The 20384-nt window shown below is 48.7% G+C and carries 18 protein-coding genes; 17 read left to right on the forward strand and 1 reads right to left on the reverse strand.

Going from position 1 to position 20384, the window contains the following annotated elements; all coding sequences use genetic code 11:
* Nucleotides 1–187: 187 nt before the first annotated feature.
* The 15 genes from gyrA (at nucleotide 188) to ACR2PX_RS15375 (ending at nucleotide 18269) form a co-directional block, all read left to right on the forward strand.
* Nucleotides 188–2815, forward strand: coding sequence for a DNA gyrase subunit A (gene gyrA / locus ACR2PX_RS15305; protein ID WP_434000219.1), 2628 nt, complete (start codon nucleotides 188–190; stop codon nucleotides 2813–2815).
* A gap of 476 nt (nucleotides 2816–3291) precedes the next feature.
* Nucleotides 3292–4410 carry a 3-phosphoserine/phosphohydroxythreonine transaminase gene (serC, locus tag ACR2PX_RS15310; protein ID WP_434000220.1) on the forward strand — a complete coding sequence of 373 codons (1119 nt, stop codon included), beginning with the start codon at nucleotides 3292–3294 and terminating at the stop codon, nucleotides 4408–4410.
* Nucleotides 4411–4800: 390 nt separating this feature from the next.
* Nucleotides 4801–5886: a prephenate dehydratase gene (gene pheA / locus ACR2PX_RS15315; RefSeq protein WP_434000221.1), complete on the forward strand. Its 1086-nt coding sequence runs from the start codon at nucleotides 4801–4803 to the stop codon at nucleotides 5884–5886.
* Nucleotides 5887–6133: 247 nt separating this feature from the next.
* Complete coding sequence (gene hisC, locus ACR2PX_RS15320) at nucleotides 6134–7243, forward strand: histidinol-phosphate transaminase (protein ID WP_434000222.1); 1110 nt, start codon at nucleotides 6134–6136, stop codon at nucleotides 7241–7243.
* Nucleotides 7244–7330: 87 nt separating this feature from the next.
* On the forward strand, nucleotides 7331–9577 hold the full coding sequence (locus ACR2PX_RS15325) for a bifunctional prephenate dehydrogenase/3-phosphoshikimate 1-carboxyvinyltransferase (RefSeq protein WP_434000223.1): 2247 nt from the start codon (nucleotides 7331–7333) through the stop codon (nucleotides 9575–9577).
* An 11-nt stretch (nucleotides 9578–9588) separates the two neighbouring features.
* Nucleotides 9589–10263 (forward strand): (d)CMP kinase, encoded by a 675-nt coding sequence (cmk, locus tag ACR2PX_RS15330; RefSeq protein ID WP_434000224.1) that lies wholly within the window; start codon nucleotides 9589–9591, stop codon nucleotides 10261–10263.
* 117 nt (nucleotides 10264–10380) lie between these two features.
* Entirely contained in the window at nucleotides 10381–10626 is a 246-nt protein-coding gene (locus ACR2PX_RS15335) for a hypothetical protein (protein WP_434000225.1), read from the forward strand.
* On the forward strand, nucleotides 10607–12286 hold the full coding sequence (gene rpsA / locus ACR2PX_RS15340) for a 30S ribosomal protein S1 (RefSeq protein WP_434000226.1): 1680 nt from the start codon (nucleotides 10607–10609) through the stop codon (nucleotides 12284–12286). The genes ACR2PX_RS15335 and rpsA overlap by 20 nt, the downstream gene beginning before the upstream one ends.
* Before the next feature lie 374 nt (nucleotides 12287–12660).
* Nucleotides 12661–12954, forward strand: coding sequence for an integration host factor subunit beta (gene ihfB, locus ACR2PX_RS15345; protein ID WP_434000227.1), 294 nt, complete (start codon nucleotides 12661–12663; stop codon nucleotides 12952–12954).
* A 256-nt stretch (nucleotides 12955–13210) separates the two neighbouring features.
* On the forward strand, nucleotides 13211–13531 hold the full coding sequence (locus ACR2PX_RS15350) for a lipopolysaccharide assembly protein LapA domain-containing protein (protein ID WP_434000228.1): 321 nt from the start codon (nucleotides 13211–13213) through the stop codon (nucleotides 13529–13531).
* Nucleotides 13531–14706 (forward strand): lipopolysaccharide assembly protein LapB, encoded by a 1176-nt coding sequence (lapB, locus tag ACR2PX_RS15355; protein ID WP_434000229.1) that lies wholly within the window; start codon nucleotides 13531–13533, stop codon nucleotides 14704–14706. The genes ACR2PX_RS15350 and lapB overlap by 1 nt, the downstream gene beginning before the upstream one ends.
* Before the next feature lie 109 nt (nucleotides 14707–14815).
* Nucleotides 14816–15004 (forward strand): hypothetical protein, encoded by a 189-nt coding sequence (locus ACR2PX_RS15360; protein WP_434000230.1) that lies wholly within the window; start codon nucleotides 14816–14818, stop codon nucleotides 15002–15004.
* Nucleotides 15005–15430: 426 nt separating this feature from the next.
* The gene (locus ACR2PX_RS15365) at nucleotides 15431–15664 is read left to right on the forward strand and encodes a FeoA family protein (protein ID WP_434000231.1); all 234 of its coding nucleotides are present in this window, start codon (nucleotides 15431–15433) and stop codon (nucleotides 15662–15664) included.
* Complete coding sequence (gene feoB / locus ACR2PX_RS15370; RefSeq protein ID WP_434000232.1) at nucleotides 15661–18015, forward strand: Fe(2+) transporter permease subunit FeoB; 2355 nt, start codon at nucleotides 15661–15663, stop codon at nucleotides 18013–18015. Before ACR2PX_RS15365 ends, feoB begins: the two co-directional genes overlap by 4 nt.
* Complete coding sequence (locus ACR2PX_RS15375) at nucleotides 18015–18269, forward strand: FeoC-like transcriptional regulator (protein WP_434000233.1); 255 nt, start codon at nucleotides 18015–18017, stop codon at nucleotides 18267–18269. Before feoB ends, ACR2PX_RS15375 begins: the two co-directional genes overlap by 1 nt.
* 18 nt (nucleotides 18270–18287) lie before the next feature.
* Here the strand turns inward: ACR2PX_RS15375 and ACR2PX_RS15380 are convergent, their stop codons facing one another.
* Nucleotides 18288–18827 (reverse strand): hypothetical protein, encoded by a 540-nt coding sequence (locus ACR2PX_RS15380; protein ID WP_434000234.1) that lies wholly within the window; start codon nucleotides 18825–18827, stop codon nucleotides 18288–18290.
* A 260-nt stretch (nucleotides 18828–19087) separates the two neighbouring features.
* Here ACR2PX_RS15380 and ACR2PX_RS15385 point away from each other — a divergent pair, with 260 nt between their 5' ends.
* Nucleotides 19088–19861 carry a hypothetical protein gene (locus ACR2PX_RS15385; protein WP_434000235.1) on the forward strand — a complete coding sequence of 258 codons (774 nt, stop codon included), beginning with the start codon at nucleotides 19088–19090 and terminating at the stop codon, nucleotides 19859–19861.
* A gap of 181 nt (nucleotides 19862–20042) precedes the next feature.
* Complete coding sequence (locus ACR2PX_RS15390) at nucleotides 20043–20270, forward strand: MazG nucleotide pyrophosphohydrolase domain-containing protein (protein ID WP_434000236.1); 228 nt, start codon at nucleotides 20043–20045, stop codon at nucleotides 20268–20270.
* Nucleotides 20271–20384 lie beyond the last annotated feature (114 nt).

Below are 20384 nucleotides of genomic sequence, written 5' to 3' on the forward strand. Positions count from 1 at the left end.
GGCCAGCCGGCTGCAAACAACAATACTGGATCATCGGTTGACTGGCAGGTTCAGTACACCGGCGAAGAATGGAAGACTATGGTTCCATTTATTGACGATCTGAGTATTAAGGTTTCCGGCCTTCTGGGTTGAGAAAGGATGCTGACTGGTATCCGGTGGGCGCAAGCTAAAGGACGACTGGGTTTACATGACTGATATCGCCAAAGAGATTCTTCCGGTAAACATCGAAGACGAGCTCAAGCAGTCCTATTTGGACTACGCCATGAGTGTAATCGTCGGGCGGGCATTGCCTGATGTGCGTGACGGACTCAAGCCGGTCCATCGGCGGGTTCTCTTCGCAATGAACGAGCTGAGCAATGACTGGAATAAGCCCTACAAGAAATCGGCACGTGTGGTGGGTGACGTAATTGGTAAATACCACCCTCATGGTGACTCTGCTGTCTATGACACCATTGTTCGTATGGCGCAGCCATTCTCTCTGCGTTACATGCTGGTAGACGGGCAGGGCAACTTCGGCTCAGTGGATGGTGACTCCGCTGCAGCCATGCGTTATACCGAAATCCGGATGCGAAAAATCAGTCATGACATCATGGCTGATCTGGATAAGGAAACGGTTGATTATGTGCCCAACTATGACGGTACGGAACAGATTCCTGCCGTTATGCCTACCCGTATCCCCAACCTGCTGGTTAACGGTGCAGCAGGTATTGCTGTGGGTATGGCTACCAATATTCCGCCCCATAACCTCACTGAAGTTGTAAAAGGTTGTCTGGCTCTTATTGATGATGGAAGTCTTTCTATCGATGACCTGATGGAATACATACCAGGTCCAGACTTTCCTACAGCAGGCATTATTAATGGGCGTGCGGGTATTCTGCAGGCTTATCGTACAGGGCGTGGACGTATTTATATTCGTGCCCGGGCTGATATCGAACATGATGAGAAAAAGAATAAAAGCACCATCATCATTACCGAACTGCCTTACCAGCTGAACAAGGCTCGTTTGATTGAAAAGATTGCCGAGCTGGTTAAAGACAAGAAAATTGAAGGTATCACTGAGCTGCGTGACGAGTCAGACAAAGACGGTATGCGCGTAGTGATTGAATTACGTCGTGGCGAAGTGGCAGACGTAGTCCTTAATAACCTCTATTCACAGACGCAGCTTGAGTCGGTATTTGGCATCAACAATGTTGCGCTGGTCGATGGTCAGCCAAAGCTCCTGAATCTCAAGGAGATGCTGGTAGCCTTTATTCGTCACCGTCGTGAAGTGGTGACTCGCAGAACCGTCTACGAACTTCGTAAGGCTCGTGAGAGAGGCCATCTGCTGGAAGGTTTGGCAGTGGCATTGTCCAATATTGATCCGGTTATTGCTCTGATCAAGGAGTCGCCCACCCCGGCTGAGGCTAAAGAAAAGCTGATTGCTCAGGGTTGGAAGCCAGGCTATGTTACGGAAATGGCGGAGCGAGCCGGTGCTGATGCCTGTCGTCCGGATGAGCTGCCAGAGCACTATGGTTTGCGTGATGGTCAGTATTACCTTTCCCCTGCTCAGGCTCAGGCCATTTTGGAAATGCGCCTGCATCGACTGACCGGTCTTGAGCACGAGAAACTGCTGAGTGAATACCGTGAACTGATTGAAAAGATTGCAGAGCTGTTGCTGATTTTGTCCAGTTCCGAACGGTTGATGGAAGTGATTCGTGAAGAGCTTGAAAGCGTGGTGGAAGAGTATGGCGATGAACGCCGTACTGAAATCACCAGCTCGCGTCGAGATCTGACCGTAGAAGACCTGATCACTGAAGAAGACATGGTGGTCACCCTGTCTCACGGTGGATATGCCAAGACAACCACGCTGGATACTTATCAGGCGCAACGTCGTGGTGGTCGTGGTAAATCTGCTGCTTCGGTGAAAGACGAAGATTATGTTGAGCACATGCTGGTGGCGAATACGCATACCCAGATTTTGTGCTTCTCCAGTAAAGGTAAGGTCTACTGGCTGAAGGTCTACCAGATTCCACCTGCTGGTCGAACCTCTCGTGGTCGTCCGATTGTTAATATTTTGCCTCTTGAAGAAGAAGAGCGCATCACGGCCATGCTGCCTGTGGAAGAGTATACCGAAGGTCACTTTGTCTTTATGGCGACGGTTTCCGGTACGGTTAAGAAGACACCTCTTGAGCAGTTCTCTCGTCCGCGTTCCAGTGGTTTGATTGCCCTGGGTCTTGATGAAGGGGATTCTCTGGTGGGGGCTGAAATTACCACCGGCGAGAAGCAGGTAATGCTGTTGTCCAACTCTGGCAAAGCCATTCGTTTCGAAGAAACAGATGTGCGAGCCATGGGTAGAACGGCCAGAGGTGTTCGTGGAATGAAACTTCAGGATAAGCAGAGAGTCATCTCCCTGATCATTCCTGAAGAAGAGACCGAGATTCTGACAGTCAGTCAGAACGGTTTTGGTAAGCGTACTGGCGTGGATGATTTCAGGATCACTGGTCGTGGCGGGCAGGGTGTTATTTCCATGCAATGCACCGATCGAAATGGTGAGCTGATTGGTGCGATCCAGGTTCAGGATGGTGAAGAAATCATGTTGATTTCTGACCAGGGAACCCTGGTGAGGACCCGGGTCGATGAAATTTCTGTCATGAGTCGAAATACCCAGGGGGTTACCCTGATCAAGGTTCAAGAAGGCGAGAAACTGGTGGGTGTTGCCAGGGTCGAAGAGCCGGAAGAGGTTGAAGGGTTGGCTGATGATGAAGACGCGGAAGAAGCAGATGAGGCTGGGGTAGAAACGCCTAAGGCTGATCCTGATCAAGATCAGGAAAGCTGATTCTGCTTCAAATAATAAAACGCCAGCATCATGCTGGCGTTTTATTTACAGGGATGTAATGTATCCCTGAAATGCACACCGGTATGGATGCCAGGGGTGTTATCGGAGAGTCATTTCTGGAGTTTTGAAAGGACGTGTGCATCCCTGGTAAAACAGGACATAATTAATCGGAACCGGGATGCTCGAAATTCAAGCGTTGAGTTTCGAAAAGTTCATGGGGAAGGTGTATTAGCAGGTTGGTGTCAGATTCCAGTGGGCGGCGTTTAGTGGTCGTTACTGAATCGGCGAGTTTGGGAGCCTGTCGGACTTAAGATAATTTCGGCCTGAATTCCAGAAAGAGCGGCCATCTTTTCCGTTGAATTTGCTTAAATAGGTCAACTATTCGCGCAAATCCAACGAAAAAGCTGACTCGCTCTACTGAAGTTCATGCTCGAAAGCTTAAGTCCGACAGGCTCCTGGCTGCATGGGAGGGTGGTATGAATAATCTGTTGGCGGAAACACTGGCTGGCCTGGAAGGGCGAACCTATAACTTTTCGGCTGGGCCGGCGCCGTTACCTCAGTCGGTACTGGAGCGTGCTCGTGATGAGCTCCTTGACTACAACTGCGAAGGGGCTTCCATTATGGAAGTCAGTCACAGGGGGAAATCTTTTCTTCAGGTGGCAGAGCGGGCTGAGCAGGATTTAAGGGATTTGTTGAAGATCCCTGCAAATTACAAAGTTCTGTTCTTGCAAGGTGGTGCGCGTGGACAGTTTGCAGCGGTTCCCTTGAATCTTAAAGGTGAGAAAACCGGTGCTGACTATGTAAACAGTGGCCACTGGGCTCAGTCTGCCATCAAGGAAGCTCAGCGTTATCTGGATGTGAATGTGATCGCTGATGGTAAAGGGGCTTCCTTTCACACTATGCCTGAAGAGAGTGAGTGGCGCTTCAGTTCTGATGCAGCTTATGTTCACTACACCCCGAATGAGACGATTGGTGGTCTCGAATTCCCATTTATTCCTGACTCGGGTGATGTGCCGCTGGTGGCGGATATGTCGTCCAATATTCTTTCAGGTCCGGTTGATATCAGCCGGTTTGGTGTTATTTATGCCGGTGCCCAGAAAAATATTGGTCCAGCGGGACTGACCGTTGTGATTGTTCGAGACGATCTTCTGGATAGAGGGCATTCGAGCTGCCCTGCAGTGTTTGATTACCGTGTCCAGGCAGACAAGGACTCCATGTACAACACTCCGCCAACCTTTGCATGGTATCTGGCGGGTCTGGTGTTTGAATGGTTGAAAGAGCAGGGCGGTCTGGAAGCGATGAATCAGATCAATGCCCGCAAATCAGGCAGTCTCTATCAAGTGATTGATGACTCCGGATTTTACCACAATAAGGTTGATCCCCGCTGGCGCTCAAGAATGAATGTGCCGTTTACACTGACCAATCCTGAGCTGGACAAAGTCTTTCTGGCGGAGTCTGAGAAAGAGGGCTTTCTTTATCTCAAGGGGCACAAGGCAGTGGGCGGTATGAGAGCCAGTATTTATAATGCAGTACCGGAAGAGCATGTTGGCGCATTGATCGCCTTTATGCGTGAGTTTGAGAGAAAGTACGGATAAACATTCCTTGAGAAAATATCCTTGTTTATCACCTTGATAGGTGAGGCATTGACCAAGGAGTCTGACCGAGAATAGACAGGTCGGCCTAAAATCCAGAAAGAATGGCCCATTTTCCCGATAAATTTGATTGAATAGGCCCACTATTCGCACAAATTTATCGGGAAAATGGACTCGTTCTACTGCATTTTAATCTCGACCACTATTCTCGGTCAGGCTCCAAGGCAAAACATTAACGAAAAAAAATGGTCAATCCGGAGCGTTCTGAGGCTTTTCAGAGAATGCTCCGTTAAATACCTGTTTGAGTCGTTGCAATCTGAACCAGGCAGCTCAAAGGATTAGTCGCTACTGATTGCACGGCTGTAGTCAGTACAGTTAAACGCAGAGAACATTATGACAGATGACAAGTTGAAGGGGTTGCGGACAAAAATTGACAAGCTGGACCGGGATATTCTGGAGCTGATCAGCGATCGTGCACGTTGCGCTCAGGAAGTGGCCAGGGTCAAGCAGGGTGAAGACGCTGCGGCAGTTTTTTATCGTCCAGAACGTGAAGCTCAGGTCTTGCGCCGGGTAATGGATCGTAATGACGGTCCTCTGGATGATGAGGAAATGGCCCGGCTGTTTAGAGAAATCATGTCGGCCTGTCTGGCTCTTGAAGAGCCTGTTCGCGTTGCGTTTCTTGGTCCTGAGGGCACCTTTACCCAGCAGGCTGCCATGAAACACTTTGGGCACTCTGCGGTTTCTGTCCCGATGTCGGCGATTGATGAGGTGTTCAGGGAAGTGACAGCGGGTGCAGTGCGCTATGGTGTGGTTCCTGTTGAAAACTCAACGGAAGGTGTGATCAGTCATACTCTGGACAGTTTCATGGATTCTTCCCTGAAAATCTGTGGTGAAGTGGTATTGAGAATCCATCAGCATCTGCTGGTATCTGAGAACACCCGTCGTGAACATATCACCCGGATATACTCCCATGCCCAGTCTCTGGCTCAATGCCGTAAGTGGCTGGATGCCCACTGGCCAATGGCTGAGCGGGTTGCGGTCAGTTCAAACGCTGAAGCGGCAAAGCGCATCAAAGGTGAGTGGAACTCTGCGGCTATCGCAGGTGACATGGCAGCTGATATTTATGGTCTGGAAAAGATTTCTGAAAAAATTGAAGATCAGCCGGATAACTCTACCCGTTTCCTGATTATCGGGCATCAGGATGTCCCTGTCAGTGGTGGTGACAAAACCTCAATCGTGGTCAGCATGAGAAACCAGCCAGGTGCTCTGCATGCGATTCTTGAGGTGTTCCATGTCCATGATGTTGATCTGACGCGGGTGGAAACCCGACCTTCCCGTTCAGGGATCTGGAACTACGTCTTCTTCATTGATTTTGAAGGTCATAAAGACGATCCGGTTATCCAGAAAGTTCTGAAGAAGCTGGGTGATCGGGCCAATGATCTCCGAGTATTGGGCTCCTATCCCAAAGGTGTTCTTTAATCGACCGATTTTGAACCCGTATTTTTGTACAAAGGGTCGGGTTCAATCTTCAGGGAGGTGCAGTGTGGCCACCCTGTCTGGAATTCAATCTGGCATACGTACCGGGTTGAGGATTGAGTTGGCTGTCCTACAGGGCAGTTGGTTCAGCACAAAGACTAATAAAGCCAAAAGCGAAATGTCGCAGGTCCCGGGCTGCAAAAATCATGTCAGCCTCGTGGCGGCGTTTTAATGAGATAACAGGTGAAATATGGGTTGTGATTTTGTAAAGCTTGCAGTACCTGGAGTGCGTGCTCTGAATCCTTATCTTCCTGGTAAGCCCGTGGAAGAGTTAGCGCGTGAGCAGGGTCTGGATGCCAGTAGCATTGTAAAACTGGCCAGCAATGAGAATCCTCTGGGGGCGGCCCTGTCCTCCCGTGAAGCCATTACGGGTATGATGGGTGACTTGGCCCGGTATCCAGATAGCAGTCTGTATAATCTGCGTGACGCCCTGTCCAGCAAGCTGGCGGTTGAGCCTGAGCAGATTACTTTTGGCAATGGTTCCAATGATGTTCTGGTGCTTTTGGCCCAGTCCTATCTGAGGGAAGGTTGCTCGGCTGTTTTTTCCGAGTATGCCTTTGTTGTGTATCCCATTGCAGTCCAGGCTGCCGGCGCAGAAAGTATCGTAGTCCCTTCCAAAAACTGGGGGCATGATCTTGAGGCTATGGCTGAGGCTATCCGTCCAGACACTCGTTTGGTGTTTCTGGCCAACCCAAATAATCCGACTGGGACCAGCTTTTCTAAAGCAGAGCTTGACGTTTTTCTGAGTAAAGTCTCAGAGGATGTCATTGTTGTATTGGATGAAGCTTACTTTGAATATGCCGCTGACAGCGAACATCCTGATGGTATTGCGTTGCTGAATCAATACCCTAACCTTGTCGTCACCAGGACTTTTTCAAAGGCCTATGGTTTGGCAGGTGGTCGAGTGGGTTACTCTGTTTCCAGCGCTGAAATAGCCAGTGTTCTCAATCGTTTAAGACAACCATTTAATGTTAATAATCTGGTTGAAGCGGCCGCAGTGGCTGTTCTGAACGATGAGGAATATCTCAGGCGTTCCAGGCAGGTGAACCAGGACGGGATGGCTCAGATCGAAGCTGGCTTCAAGTCAATGAACATTGAGTACATACCTTCTACGGGCAATTTCATTACGTTCGATGCCGGTATGGATGGTGTGGAATGTTATCAGCGCTTGCTCAAACAGGGTGTGATTGTCAGACCGGTTGCCAATTATGGTATGCCCGGACATCTTAGGGTTTCGATAGGGCTGGAAGAAGAGAATCAACGGTTTCTCGAGGCGCTGGCCACGGTAAAAGAGTCCTGAACAGTAAAATAGCTTGAGTAGCTATGGCCATCTTTGGTTGTCAGAGGTAATTAAAGGTGGCTTTTTGGTAAAAAGGTTGAACTTGTAGTGATAGAGCAGAACAAGGCCGGTGCTCCACTGAATATTCTGGTGGTAGGGCTGGGTCTTATCGGAGGGTCATTCGCAGCCTCTCTGAGAGACTGCAGTGAAAACTTTCATCTGATGGGATTTGATCTCAGGGATGAATATATCGAAGAGGCGGTTTCTCTCGGAATTGTTTCAGAAGGCTTTAACGATTTTGAACTGGCAGTAGCCCGGGCGGATGTCATCCAGATATCCGTACCCATGCTGGCTATGCCGAAAGTGCTCGAGCAGCTTAAAGATCTGGACCTTACGGGAAAAGTCATTACGGATGTTGGCAGTTGTAAGGGCTCGTTGGTTCAGGCGGCTCAAGAGATTTTTGGCCGGGTTCCGGAAAATCTGGTGCCAGGTCATCCTATTGCGGGTTCGGAGAAAAGCGGTGTTACTGCAGCCAGGGTCGGGTTGTTCAAAAGCCATAAAGTGATTCTTACCCCTCTTGAAAATACCGATCCCGAAGCTTTGTCTCTGGTCAGATATCTCTGGCAATGCTGTGGCGCTCAAGTAAACGCCATGGATATTCGTAGACACGATGAAGTGTTGGCGATGACCAGTCATTTACCTCATCTGCTGGCATTTTCTCTGGTGGATACACTGGCTGGAAATCCTGAAAATCAGGATATATTTCGCTATGCCGCCGGTGGTTTCCGAGACTTTACCCGCATTGCCGGCAGTGATCCGGTTATGTGGCATGATATTGCTCTGGGTAATAGTGAGGCGATTCTGGCCTCGCTGGATCAGTTTTCTGAAGGTTTAACTCATCTCCGTCAGGCCATCGTTGAAAAAGACAGTAAAGGCTTGCTGGCCACTTTTGAGCGGGCACGGTCAGCTCGGCAGCACTTTAACAGTATGCTGGAAAGAAGGGCCTATATGGCGACCCTGAACGAAAATCAGGGAGACTCTGTTACTTTTATAGCCAAGCCGGGCGGTCGTCTGAAAGGCGAAATAAGAGTCCCGGGTGATAAGTCTATTTCTCATCGTTCAATCATGCTGGGAGCTTTGTCAGAAGGCGAGACCGTAATTGATGGTTTTCTTGAAGGTGAAGATGCTCTGGCGACCCTTCAGGCATTTCGGGATATGGGGGTTGCTATTGAAGGCCCTCATGATGGCCGGGTTACCATTCATGGCGTAGGTATGCATGGCCTGAAGCAGCCAGTGGGTCCACTCTATCTTGGCAACGCGGGTACGGCCATGAGACTGATGGCTGGGTTGATGTCTGCCCAGAACTTTGATGTGACTCTGGTGGGTGACAAATCGCTTTCTGCCAGGCCAATGGATCGGGTTGTTAATCCTCTGGTTGAAATGGGTGCTGAGATTGAGACAGCCAGTGGGGGGCGTCCTCCACTGAAAATCAGAGGCGGAAAAAAACTCACCGGCATCGATTATGAAATGCCCATGGCATCCGCTCAGGTACAGTCCTGTCTGTTACTCGCCGGAATGTATGCAGATGGAGAGACCTCTGCGACCGCTCCCGGCGTGGTCCGTGATCATACCAATCGTATGTTGTCAGGTTTCGGGTATCCTGTTGTTGTGGAAAATGGCAGGGTCTCTATTCAAGGTGGTGGTCAGTTACACTCTACGGCCATTGATGTACCTGGAGATATTTCATCGGCTGCCTTTTTTATGGTGGCTGCGACGATTGCCAGTCATTCAGATTTACTGCTAACCCATGTCGGTATTAATCCGACTCGAACCGGTGTGATCAAAATTCTCCAGCTTATGGGGGCAGATATTTCCCTGCAGAATCAGCGTCAAGTCGGTGGCGAGCCTGTGGCTGATATTCGCGTTCGCTCTGCCAGGCTGAAAGGGATTGATATCCCTTTAGCATTGGTGCCACTGGCTATTGATGAGTTTCCAGTGCTGTTTATTGCTGCTGCCTGCGCAGAGGGTAAAACAACTTTGCGAGGGGCGGGTGAGCTCAGGGTTAAGGAAAGTGATCGTATCCAGTCTATGGTGGACGGACTTGTAGCCTTGGGGATTGATGCCGAAGCCCTGGTTGATGGCATGGTGATTGTGGGCGGCAAGCCTTTCTGTGCAGGAACAGTAGACAGTCATGGTGATCACCGGATTGCCATGGCTTTTGTAGTGGCTTCCCTGCGCAGTCAGGGAGATATTCGTATTCTGGATTGTGCCAATGTGGCAACATCCTTTCCTAACTTTGTCAGGCTGGCTTCCAGGGCCGGTCTGGCACTCTCAACAGAAGGTATTCAAGCGTGAGAGAGACTATTATGCCAGTCGTTACCATTGATGGCCCCAGCGGTTCCGGGAAGGGAACGGTTGCGGCTCTACTGGCAAAAGAGTTTGACTGGCATCTGCTCGATAGTGGGGCTTTGTATCGCCTCACAGCACTGGCAGCCATGAATCATGGTGTGGATTTTACTGATGAAAAATCCCTTGAGGTGCTGGCGGGTCATCTGGATGTGCAATTTGAACCGGGTGATGAGGGCGAAGGTCTGAAAATCATTCTGGAGGGTGAGCGTGTTGGCGCTAATCTCAGGACTGAAGAAGTAGGAGCCAAGGCTTCTCAGGTGGCTGCATTGCCGGGTGTCAGGCAGGCACTGTTGAAGCGTCAGCAGGACTTTGCAGAAGCTCCGGGTCTGATTGCAGATGGTCGTGATATGGGAACCGTGGTTTTCCCTCATGCCATTGTTAAGGTTTACCTCACAGCCAGCGCTGAAGAACGGGCCAAGCGTCGTCAAAATCAGTTGCAACAAAAAGGGATTGATGCTAGCTTTGACCAGCTTTTAGCTGACATTATTGCCAGGGACCATCGAGATATGAATCGCGATGTGGCCCCGCTGAAACCTGCCGATGATGCTATTGTTCTGGATAGTACCAGATTGAGTATTCAGGAAGTGTTCAGTCGTGTTGTCGATGTCATGCGACAGAATGGCCTGATCTGATTAAAATTAATCATTTCGGAACATGGAGCCTGACAGGATCCTATGACAGGCTGGTGAGGGAAACTCAGCAGCCTGTTTTTATTAAGGTGGTCTGACCGAATCCTCGGGAAGACTAATGTGAATAACCGGATGGTGCAGATTGCCAGTTACAGCCACCCGGTGTTTTTTGAAAAACAACCCACACTGACTGGCGGTGTGGCCAGCATACGATCAGCGGTAACTGTTGCTGTCTTTCGAGAACAGCGTTGTGATGTCCGACACTTAACAGGGCAAAGCAAAATCGTTTTTCTCGTTATAGACGCTGTGATGGTGTTGATTGAAGTGCTGATTGATAGGAATAATCATGAGCGAAAGCTTTGCTGAACTGTTTGAAGAGAGCCTGAAAGATATCGAAATGAAGCCAGGCGCTATTGTTAGCGGCCAGGTTGTTGATATCGACAGCGATTGGGTTACTGTACACGCAGGCCTGAAGTCTGAAGGTGTTATCCCAAAAGCTCAGTTCCTGAACGAGCAGGGTGAACTGACCATCTCTGTTGGTGACGAAGTTCAGGTTGCTCTTGACGCGGTTGAAGATGGTTTCGGTGAAACCCGTCTGTCCCGTGAAAAAGCCAAGCGTATGGAAGCTTGGGGCGAACTTGAAAAAGCCTTTGAAGCTGAAGAAATCGTTAAAGGTGTTATCTCCGGTAAGGTCAAAGGTGGCTTCACTGTTGACGTTAACACCATTCGTGCCTTCCTGCCTGGCTCTCTGGTTGACGTGCGTCCAGTTCGTGACACTGCTCACCTGGAAGGCAAAGAGCTGGAATTCAAGGTCATCAAGCTGGACCAGAAGCGTAACAACGTAGTTGTTTCTCGTCGTAGCGTCCTGGAAGCTGAAAACAGTGCTGAGCGTGAACAGCTGCTGGAATCTCTGCAGGAAGGTCTGGAAGTTAAGGGTATCGTTAAGAACCTGACCGACTACGGCGCATTCGTAGATCTGGGCGGTGTTGACGGCCTGCTGCACATCACTGATATGGCCTGGAAGCGCATCAAGCATCCAAGCGAGATCGTGAACGTTGGTGACGAAATCAACGTTAAGGTTCTGAAGTTTGATCGTGAGCGTAACCGTGTATCTCTGGGTCTGAAGCAACTGGGTGAAGATCCATGGGTTGCTATCACTAACCGCTTCCCAGAAGGTACTCGTGTATCTGGTCGCGTAACCAACCTGACTGACTACGGCTGCTTCGTTGAGCTGGAAGAAGGCGTTGAAGGTCTGGTACACGTTTCCGAAATGGACTGGACCAACAAGAACATCCACCCATCCAAGGTGGTTGCTCTGGGTGACGAAGTTGAAGTTCAGGTTCTGGACATCGACGAAGAGCGTCGTCGTATCTCCCTGGGTATCAAGCAGTGCAAGCAAAACCCATGGGAAGAGTTCTCCGGTTCCTTCAACAAGGGCGACAAGCTGGCTGGTAAGATCAAGTCTATCACTGACTTTGGTATTTTCATCGGTCTGGACGGTGGCATCGACGGTCTGGTTCACCTGTCTGACATCTCCTGGAACGAAACTGGCGAAGAAGCTGTTCGCAAGTATCGTAAGGGTGATGAAGTTGAAGCTGTTATCCTGGCAATCGACGCTGAGCGTGAGCGTATCTCCCTGGGTATCAAGCAACTGTCCGAAGATCCATTCAACTCTTTCGCTGGCCTGAATGAAAAAGGTACCATCGTTAAGGGTGTGATCAAGGAAGTCACTGCTAAAGCTGCTACTGTAGAGCTGGCTGAAGACGTTCTGGCTACTCTGAAAGCTTCTGAAATCAGTGTTGATCGCGTTGAAGACGCTACCAACGTTCTGAAAGAAGGCGAAGAAGTAGAAGCTCGCATCATCAGTATCGATCGTAAGAACCGCAATATCTCCCTGTCCATCAAGCAGAAGGATCAGGCTGAAGAAAAAGTGGCTATGAAAGAACTGCGTGCCAAGCAGGAAGACGAAGCCTCCGGTCCTACCACTATCGGTGACCTGATCAAGGCTCAGATGGAAAACAAGTAATAGCCATGAATGATGCAGTCTTTTGTCATCCTGATGGCGAAAGACTGTTCATGGTGAAGATTGCTTGTTGAGGAAAGGGGCTTAGCATTCTTTCCTTAACCGTCTAAAAAAACCGCAGCCCAGGCTGCGGTTTTTTTTATGGTTATCAATAGGTTGCTTGATTTATTGAATCGGGTTGGCTAGGGTAGGAACTGTCTGTAATCCCTATCAGGCTGGGATTGCCTGAATTATTAGGCATTCCGGGTTATGAGATGCATAGTCGTTATCGACTATGACTGTTTACCTTCTTACATGTCACCTGATCTGGGTACGGCGTTCGTATTGATGCTGAGACTTCAGTGTCGCCCAAGGGTACAGGGAAAGGAAGAACGACAATGACCCGATCAGAATTGATAGAACGACTGACCGATCAGCAAGATCAGTTGTCGGTTAAGGACGTAGAGTTGGCCATAAAATCTATTCTTGAGCAAATGTCTCAATCCCTTTCCGGCGGAATGCGGGTAGAAATAAGGGGTTTTGGCAGCTTTTCTCTGCATTACAGAGCGCCCAGAGTAGGTCGGAATCCTAAAACAGGTGAATCTGTTGTTCTGAATGGAAAATACGTTCCTCATTTCAAGCCTGGTAAAGATATGCGAGACCGCGTGAATAGCAGTCTCCAGGACCAGTAGAATAAATGTTTGCCAGGAATGTTGGTTTTCCAATTCAGCATTCAGTGAAAATCGGGTGTAGGACATTCTATAAAGCCATGAGTATTGACTAAGCCTGGCTTTGAATGAGGCACCTGAGGCAAGATAATATGAGTGTCAGTCCCAATATGAAAAATAACCTGGTCAATGTTTTTTCAGGGCAAAGAAGGCTTTGGTCATTTTCATGAATGGCTTAGAATCTCATCGTAAATAAGTGATCACTGGAGTTTGATCGGATATGGTCTCTCTTTTGGGTATCTGGCTGAAGCGGCTAGTTATACTGCTGGGCAGTCTGATCCTGCTTGTTATTCTCGTCAATTTTATTGTGGCTAACCCTCAACTGATACGATTTGATCTGGCCGGTTTGTCATTGCCGGAAGTCAAAGCCTCTTCTGTCGTCGTTATCTCCTTTATTATGGGCGGTCTGTTCGGGTTGATGGTCTCACTGGTAGCTATTACGAGACTGAGGCTGGTTAATGCCAGTTTCAAGCGTAAGCTGGATCGCAGAGATGCAGAAATACAAAAACTCAGAGCGAATGCGTTGAAAGGATTAACCTGATGCCTGACATTGCGCTGCTGGCACTGATCATGGTGGCGATGCTGGCAGGATATTTGCTGGGGCGTGCTGAGAAAAAGAAGAAAAAGGAACACTTCCCTGAGCAACCGCTCTCCAAAGAATACTTTGTAGGGCTAAATTATCTGTTAAATGAGCAGACTGATGAGGCTATTGAAACCTTCATCAAAGCGCTGGATCTCAATAATGATACTGTTGATACCTATCTTGCTCTAGGCAGTCTGTTCTGCCGTAAGGGTGAGGTTGAGAAATCCATTCGAGTGCACCAGGATCTTCTGGCAAGACCCAGTCTGACACCGTTGCAGTCGATCCGTGTGCAGCTGGAACTGGCCAAGGATTACATGACTGCAGGTCTGTTTGACCGGGCAGAAGCCATGCTAGTGGACCTTTCCAGGCAAAACCATGAGTACCGGGTGCCAGCCCTTCAGCAGCTCTTAAAAATTTATGAGAGAGAGAAGGAGTGGCAGCAGGCGGTTGAGATTACAGAGTCTCTCCGTAAGCTGTGTGGGGAGCACTATGCATCAAGACTGGCTCATTTGTACTGCGAAATTGCTGAAGAAAAGCTGCGTTTGAATGATCGTTCAGGTGCCAGAAAGTATATCCGTACCGCCTACTCCAGAGACAAAAACTGTGTCCGGGCCAGTTTGATTCTGGGGCGAATGGAGATGGAAGAAGGGCGTGACAGGGATGCCATTAAGGTCCTCCAGAAAGTCTCCTACCAGGATAATCGCTATGTGCCTTTGACCCTGGAAATGTTGGAAACCGTTTGCCATCGAAGTAATCAACAGCGTGCACTGGGGAGTTATCTGGCCCGTTGTCTCAATGAAAAGCCCGGAACGGCGATTATTCTCGCCATGACCGCTCAGCTAATGAACAGTCGTGGAGAAGTGTCTGCGATGGACTTTCTGACGGGTCAGCTGCGCCGCCAGCCTTCTCTGAGAGGACTTAATGCCTTAATGAATATCCAGTTGAATTATCCCTCAGAACCTTCTCTGACCAGTATCAATCTCCTGAAAGAAGTAACGGACCAGATGCTGGTCTCCAAGCCGGTATACCAGTGTTTCAGTTGTGGTTTTTCCGGTAAGGAAATGCATTGGCATTGTCCTGGTTGCCATGAGTGGGGAACCCTTGCGCCCGTTCAGGGAGTAGAAGGGGAGTAATATCTCCCTTTCATTGTCTTACAAGATATTCTTGTCTAATCCTGAATACAGAGTCTTTCAAATAATTGAAGTTGAATGAAAGGCTGACAGGAAGAGAAGGATGTCTCCTATGAGAAAAAGAATAATCAGTTTGACTGCAGTGACCCTGCTTGCCCTTTCTACCCCAGTTTTCTCCGATAAAGCCCCCTCCCGAATGAAAGTTAAAATCAACATTGCAACGGTTCAGGAATTGGATGAAGTTTTAATTGGAGTGCCCCGTACACTGGCTGAGAAAATCATCATGGGTCGGGAAAAATAATGGCCCTTATCAATACATGGAGGATCTCACTCGCATCCTGCAGATGGATGAACAGATTCTGGATAAAAACCGGGAAAGAAATGTCTTTGATTAAAAGTGTTATCTGATTTGCGCCTTGGTACTTTCAGTTTCCTGTTCTGTTTCAATGCATTTAGCGCCTTTCTTCGTTGTCTGAATACTACTATTCGTTATTTAAAACATGATTTATATGAACGAAACATGGATACTTCGGTAATTACGATATTAATTAGTTGAATTGTGAATTGAAACTATTCTCATTTACGCCTAATCTTTGCGTATTTATCAATCTGTTGTTGTCTATTCAGAAACTGCCTCAGGTTGCTCTTTCCACCACATCACCAGATGTATCAGGAAGTACTCTTTGTCGGCCTGCGATCAGTCCGTAGCAAGAGTCGGGAGATTGGGATGACGGTCACTTTGGGGGATCTCCAGACAGGAGAGAAGGCTCAGGTTTCTGCTTTCAGAGAAGCAGGTTCAGCTTATCGCCGTAAGCTGCTGGCCATGGGCCTCACGCCCGGAACCTGCTTTACCGTATGCAGGGTAGCTCCTCTGGGTGATCCCATCCAGCTTCAGGTTCGTGGCTTTCAGCTCAGTCTGCGCCGCCATGAAGCCGCTGCGGTTGAGGTGACCCGTCTATGAAGGATAAAGTCTTTGCCATCGTAGGTAACCCTAATTGCGGTAAAACAACAGTATTCAACAGCCTGACCGGTGCCAGGCAGCATGTAGGCAACTGGCCGGGTGTAACCGTTGAAAAGCGCAGTGGCCGTTACCAACATAAAAGCCAGTCGATAGAAGTCGTTGATCTGCCAGGTACTTATTGCCTGGATGTAGTCGATGATCAGGTTTCGATGGATGAACGCATCGCCAGAGATTTTATCCTCGCCCGGGAAGCCCAGCTGGTCGTTAATGTTATCGATGCTTCAAATATTGAGCGTAACCTCTATCTGACAACTCAGTTACTGGATATGGGGCTGCCGGTCATTGTTGTCCTTAACATGATGGATGTAGCCAAAGACAAAGGCCTCAAGATCCACGCTGAAAAGCTATCGGAACAGCTTGGTTGTCCGGTGCACGCCATGGTGGCATCCCGGGATAAAGGGACCGTAGAATTAAAAGATCTTATTAACCACTGCTTTATCCAGGGTATTGCCCCCGCCGACTCACAGTCACTGGGCATGCCACTGGAAGAATCTGTCGTTTCACTGCAAGAGCGAGTTTCTGGTGAGATCGATGATCCCTCAACCGCTCGATGGGTGGCCCTTAAATTGCTTGAGGGTGAGGCAGATTTCTTAAATCAGGTTTCACTGGAGCTCATTGACAGGGCTGCGGTTGAGCGGTCCCAGATTGAAGTCGCTTATGATGCCGATATGGACATCATCGTGGCAAACGGTCGCTATGAAGCCATTAGTCTCCTCATGCAGGATGCCGTCAAAACAGCAGGTGCTGTCAGTCATGGTTTGACTGAGCGCATTGATAACATTGTTTTGAATCGAATGATTGGCCTGCCTATTTTCTTCGGGGTTATGTACCTGATGTTCATGTTCTCAGTGAACATTGGCAGCGCCTTTATAGATTTTTTCGACATCCTTTCCGGCACTATTTTTGTGGACGGTGTCAGTCACCTGCTGGAAAACATCGGTGCCCCTGGCTGGTTGATCGCACTGCTGGCTAACGGTGTTGGTGGGGGTATACAGACGGTCTCTACTTTTATTCCGGTCATAGCTTTCCTGTTCCTGTTCCTCTCTGTACTGGAAGATTCTGGCTATATGGCCAGGGCGGCCTTTGTTATGGACAGGGCCATGCGTTTTCTGGGCCTTCCTGGCAAAGCTTTTGTGCCGATGCTGGTTGGTTTTGGTTGTAATGTACCCGCCATCATGGCTACTCGTACGCTTGAGAATCAGCAAGACCGCATGCTGACCATTGCTATGGCTCCGTTTATGTCCTGTGGTGCGCGTTTGCCGGTTTATGCCTTGTTCGCTGCCGCCTTCTTCCCGGGCTCAGGTCAGAATGTGGTCTTTACCCTTTACCTCACCGGTATACTGGCTGCGGTTATGACCGGCTTGATGCTGAAAAAATGTCTGTTCAGTGGCGAAGTGACCCCTTTTGTGATGGAGCTTCCCAACTACCATATGCCTTCTGTTAAGCATGTGTTGCTCAGAACCTGGGATCGACTGAAAGCATTCCTGTTCCGGGCAGGTAAGGCCATTGTCGTGGTAGTGGTCATTCTGAATACTTTGAATTCCCTGGGAACGGATGGCAGTATCGGTCATGAAGATACTCAGTCATCGGTGCTCAGTAAAATCGGTCAGACCATCACTCCAGCGTTTGCTCCCATGGGTATGACTGAAGATAACTGGCCTGCTGCTGTGGGTTTGTTCACTGGCATTCTGGCCAAAGAAGCGGTGGTGGGTACACTGAACTCCATGTATACCTCGATTGCCGAACAGGAGAACGGTGCGCTCACCGAGGCCCATGATTTTGATTTCATGGCCGGTTTGAATGAAGCGCTGGCCACGGTTCCGGTCAATTTAGCGGCCATAGCATCTTCACTGACTGACCCACTGGGCTTGAATGTGGGTGATCTGAGTAATCTTGAAGAGGTCGCTCAGGATCAGGAAGTGGAAATGACCACCTTTGGCGTTATGCAGAGGTTGTTCACCAGTGATGCCGCTGTAGTGGCCTATCTGTTAATGATCTTGCTCTATACACCTTGTGTAGCCGCTCTGGGTGCGATCTACAGAGAGTCAGGTCTACGCTGGACATTCTTTGTTGCTGGCTGGACTTTCTTCCTGGGTTATTCTGTTGCCACCATTTATTACCAGTTGTCTCAGATCAGTATCCAGCCTGTCACTGCCATCAGCTGGCTTTCGACCATTCTGGCAGCCATGATACTGATGATGATATTCCTCAGGCGGGCAGGGCAGAGAATGGTGCTCTCTCCTGTTAAGGTGCCAGCTCAAGCACCTCGACGATCCACGGGGTGTCACTGATGCTTTTACCGATCAGGGATTTCCTGTCAGAAAAGGGTGTCTGTACTCTGGCTGAGCTCAGTCAGCATTTTGAAGTTGATCCGGAAGCCATGAAGGGCATGTTGGGGCACTGGGTCAGAAAAGGAAAACTGATAGAAGAGCAGTCCGGCTGCAAGCAGGGTTGTGTCAGTTGTGCGCCTGAGCAGTTGATTGTTTACCGCTGGCAGCATTCCAGTCAGTATGATTTGATTCCTGTCTGCATTCAGCGTGATTAGCCTTACCTGACCAGTTACTTATGGTCGTCTGTATCGATAAACAGGGCTGCGGTATAAATCGTTAGCCTTGTTCTCTCTTTCAGGCTCCCATCCGGGAAGCCTGAAGGTATGGCTGATGATATAGCAGCCTTCTCCCACCTTTGTGTGAAACGCTCCGGCTAATTTTTCCATAGCACCCGGGTAGAGATAACAGATGATCAGCCGTGCATCTTGCCATTCAGTATTGAAAAAATCTTTTTGAATAATCATTACATTTTTCAAGTGCCAGCACCGTATTCTGGCGATCCAGAAAGGAATAGGAGAGCGTTCAATTCCGTAGATGATTCGATCGGGATACTGTTTGGCAAGCATCGGTATCAGAGATCCGAAACCACAGCCCAGTTCATAGATATTGCCTTCAACGTCGGCAGGCAGGCTCTCCCGTAATTTTGATCTTACTTTTCCTGAAGTAACGGTGGGCGTAATGCCTAGACGCAGACTCCAATAGACAATTGAAGCGGTTATGAGGGTGCCTGCCAAAAAGATCAGAGTCAGGATTGCCTGTTCCAAATTAGTCATTCCGCTGAAGGGCTCTTATTCCGCTGAAGGCTCTCATTCCGCTGAAGGCTCTCATTCCGCTGAAGGCTCTGTTGCCAACACTCTTTAATAGTGCTCTGTATTCAATGCTTTGTTCAAGTTCAGACTGGACAGTTTTGTTTAATGAACTAGTTTACAGCTGATTAGGTATTGAAAGTATGACTGGGTATCTCTTCAGAAGCCTGACCGTAGCTCCTGATAAATCTTCTCTCCTGATGAACCTGAAATAATCGCAGGTTGTGATGACAATTAATAAGGCAAGAATTGCGATGAAAAAGCTGGCGATGACTGTCGCTTCTGCTGCAGTCTCAATCACCCTATGGCCTCTATATGCTGAAGAATCGATTCCTTCGCCCAATAACCTTGATGAAGGTTTTCAACACCTGCAATCGGTACTTGGGCGATATGAGCCCATGCAGGCCAGGCAGTTTCGCATCGTGATTGACAAGGAATTCAAAAACAAGCCTATTGAAAATGAGCCGGAAACTTTGACGGTGTCAAAAGGAGAGGTACTCATTGGTAACCCCTATCGAATGGGTGATGCCATTGCCTTTGATATGATTGAAGCCATAAGACAGAAGGTCTACAAAGTCATAAAGAATGATCAGCGAAAGAAGAAATTCCGTGGCCACCGTTATCTGGCCATTCGTAATGTCCTAAGAATGGATGACAGTCATCAATGGCATTTTGAAAGCAGTGTGTTGTCCAACAGTGATCCCCGGGGCGTTGAATCCCATGGACTTAAAGGCAGTATCGACTGGCTGAAGAATGGCTTTGAGATGACAGGCATTACCACAGGAGCCACCAGTACGGCAGAGGGTAAATTCATCTCCGTTGCGGTGTATGCCCAATTGAAATTCTCTCGTGCCGGAAATGAATTGTACATTGAAGATCGCTGGCAGGATTACAAAATGGCCAAAGGGCCCAATGGCCGGTTGCTGCCATTTCCTGATTTTAACCAGCCCGTTGGCCGTTCTGAATCCTGGTACAGCCGGGAAGCATCCTTTCATGAATAGACGAAGATTGTCGTTCAGGAGTCGTCAAACTTACAGGAGTCGTCAAACTTACAGGAGTCGTCAAACTTAAGGTGATTTCGGCCAGCTCTACTGGTATTTTTGCTCGAAATCATAAGTCAGACAGGCACCTGGTGCGATACACTGTGCTTTCAAAAAGGCTTTGAAACACAGGTAGTGTCTTATGAATTCAGAAGTCATTGCGCAGTTGATAGAAGTGGCTCGCACTAAAAACCAATACGACGAGAGTAACAGTTGGTTTCAGGACAGTCAGACCTGTTTCAAAGAGATACACCTGGAACTTAAAGAAGTTTCTGAAGAGCTAGCCTCTGGCAGAACCTGCCATTTGGAAGATGAGTTGGGCGATGTGCTGTGGGACTATCTTAATTTTCTTTTGAGTCTTGATGTATAGGAATTTCAAAGCACAGGTAGAACACCTTTCGTCGTATAGTTTTGCCGGATTTTCCTGAGAAGCAGTCAGGCTGTTTTCCCTGATTCTAAAAAACATCAGTTTTACAGGTAATGC

This window comes from Endozoicomonas sp. (assembly GCF_051008435.1).
Taxonomy (GTDB): domain Bacteria; phylum Pseudomonadota; class Gammaproteobacteria; order Pseudomonadales; family Endozoicomonadaceae; genus Endozoicomonas_A.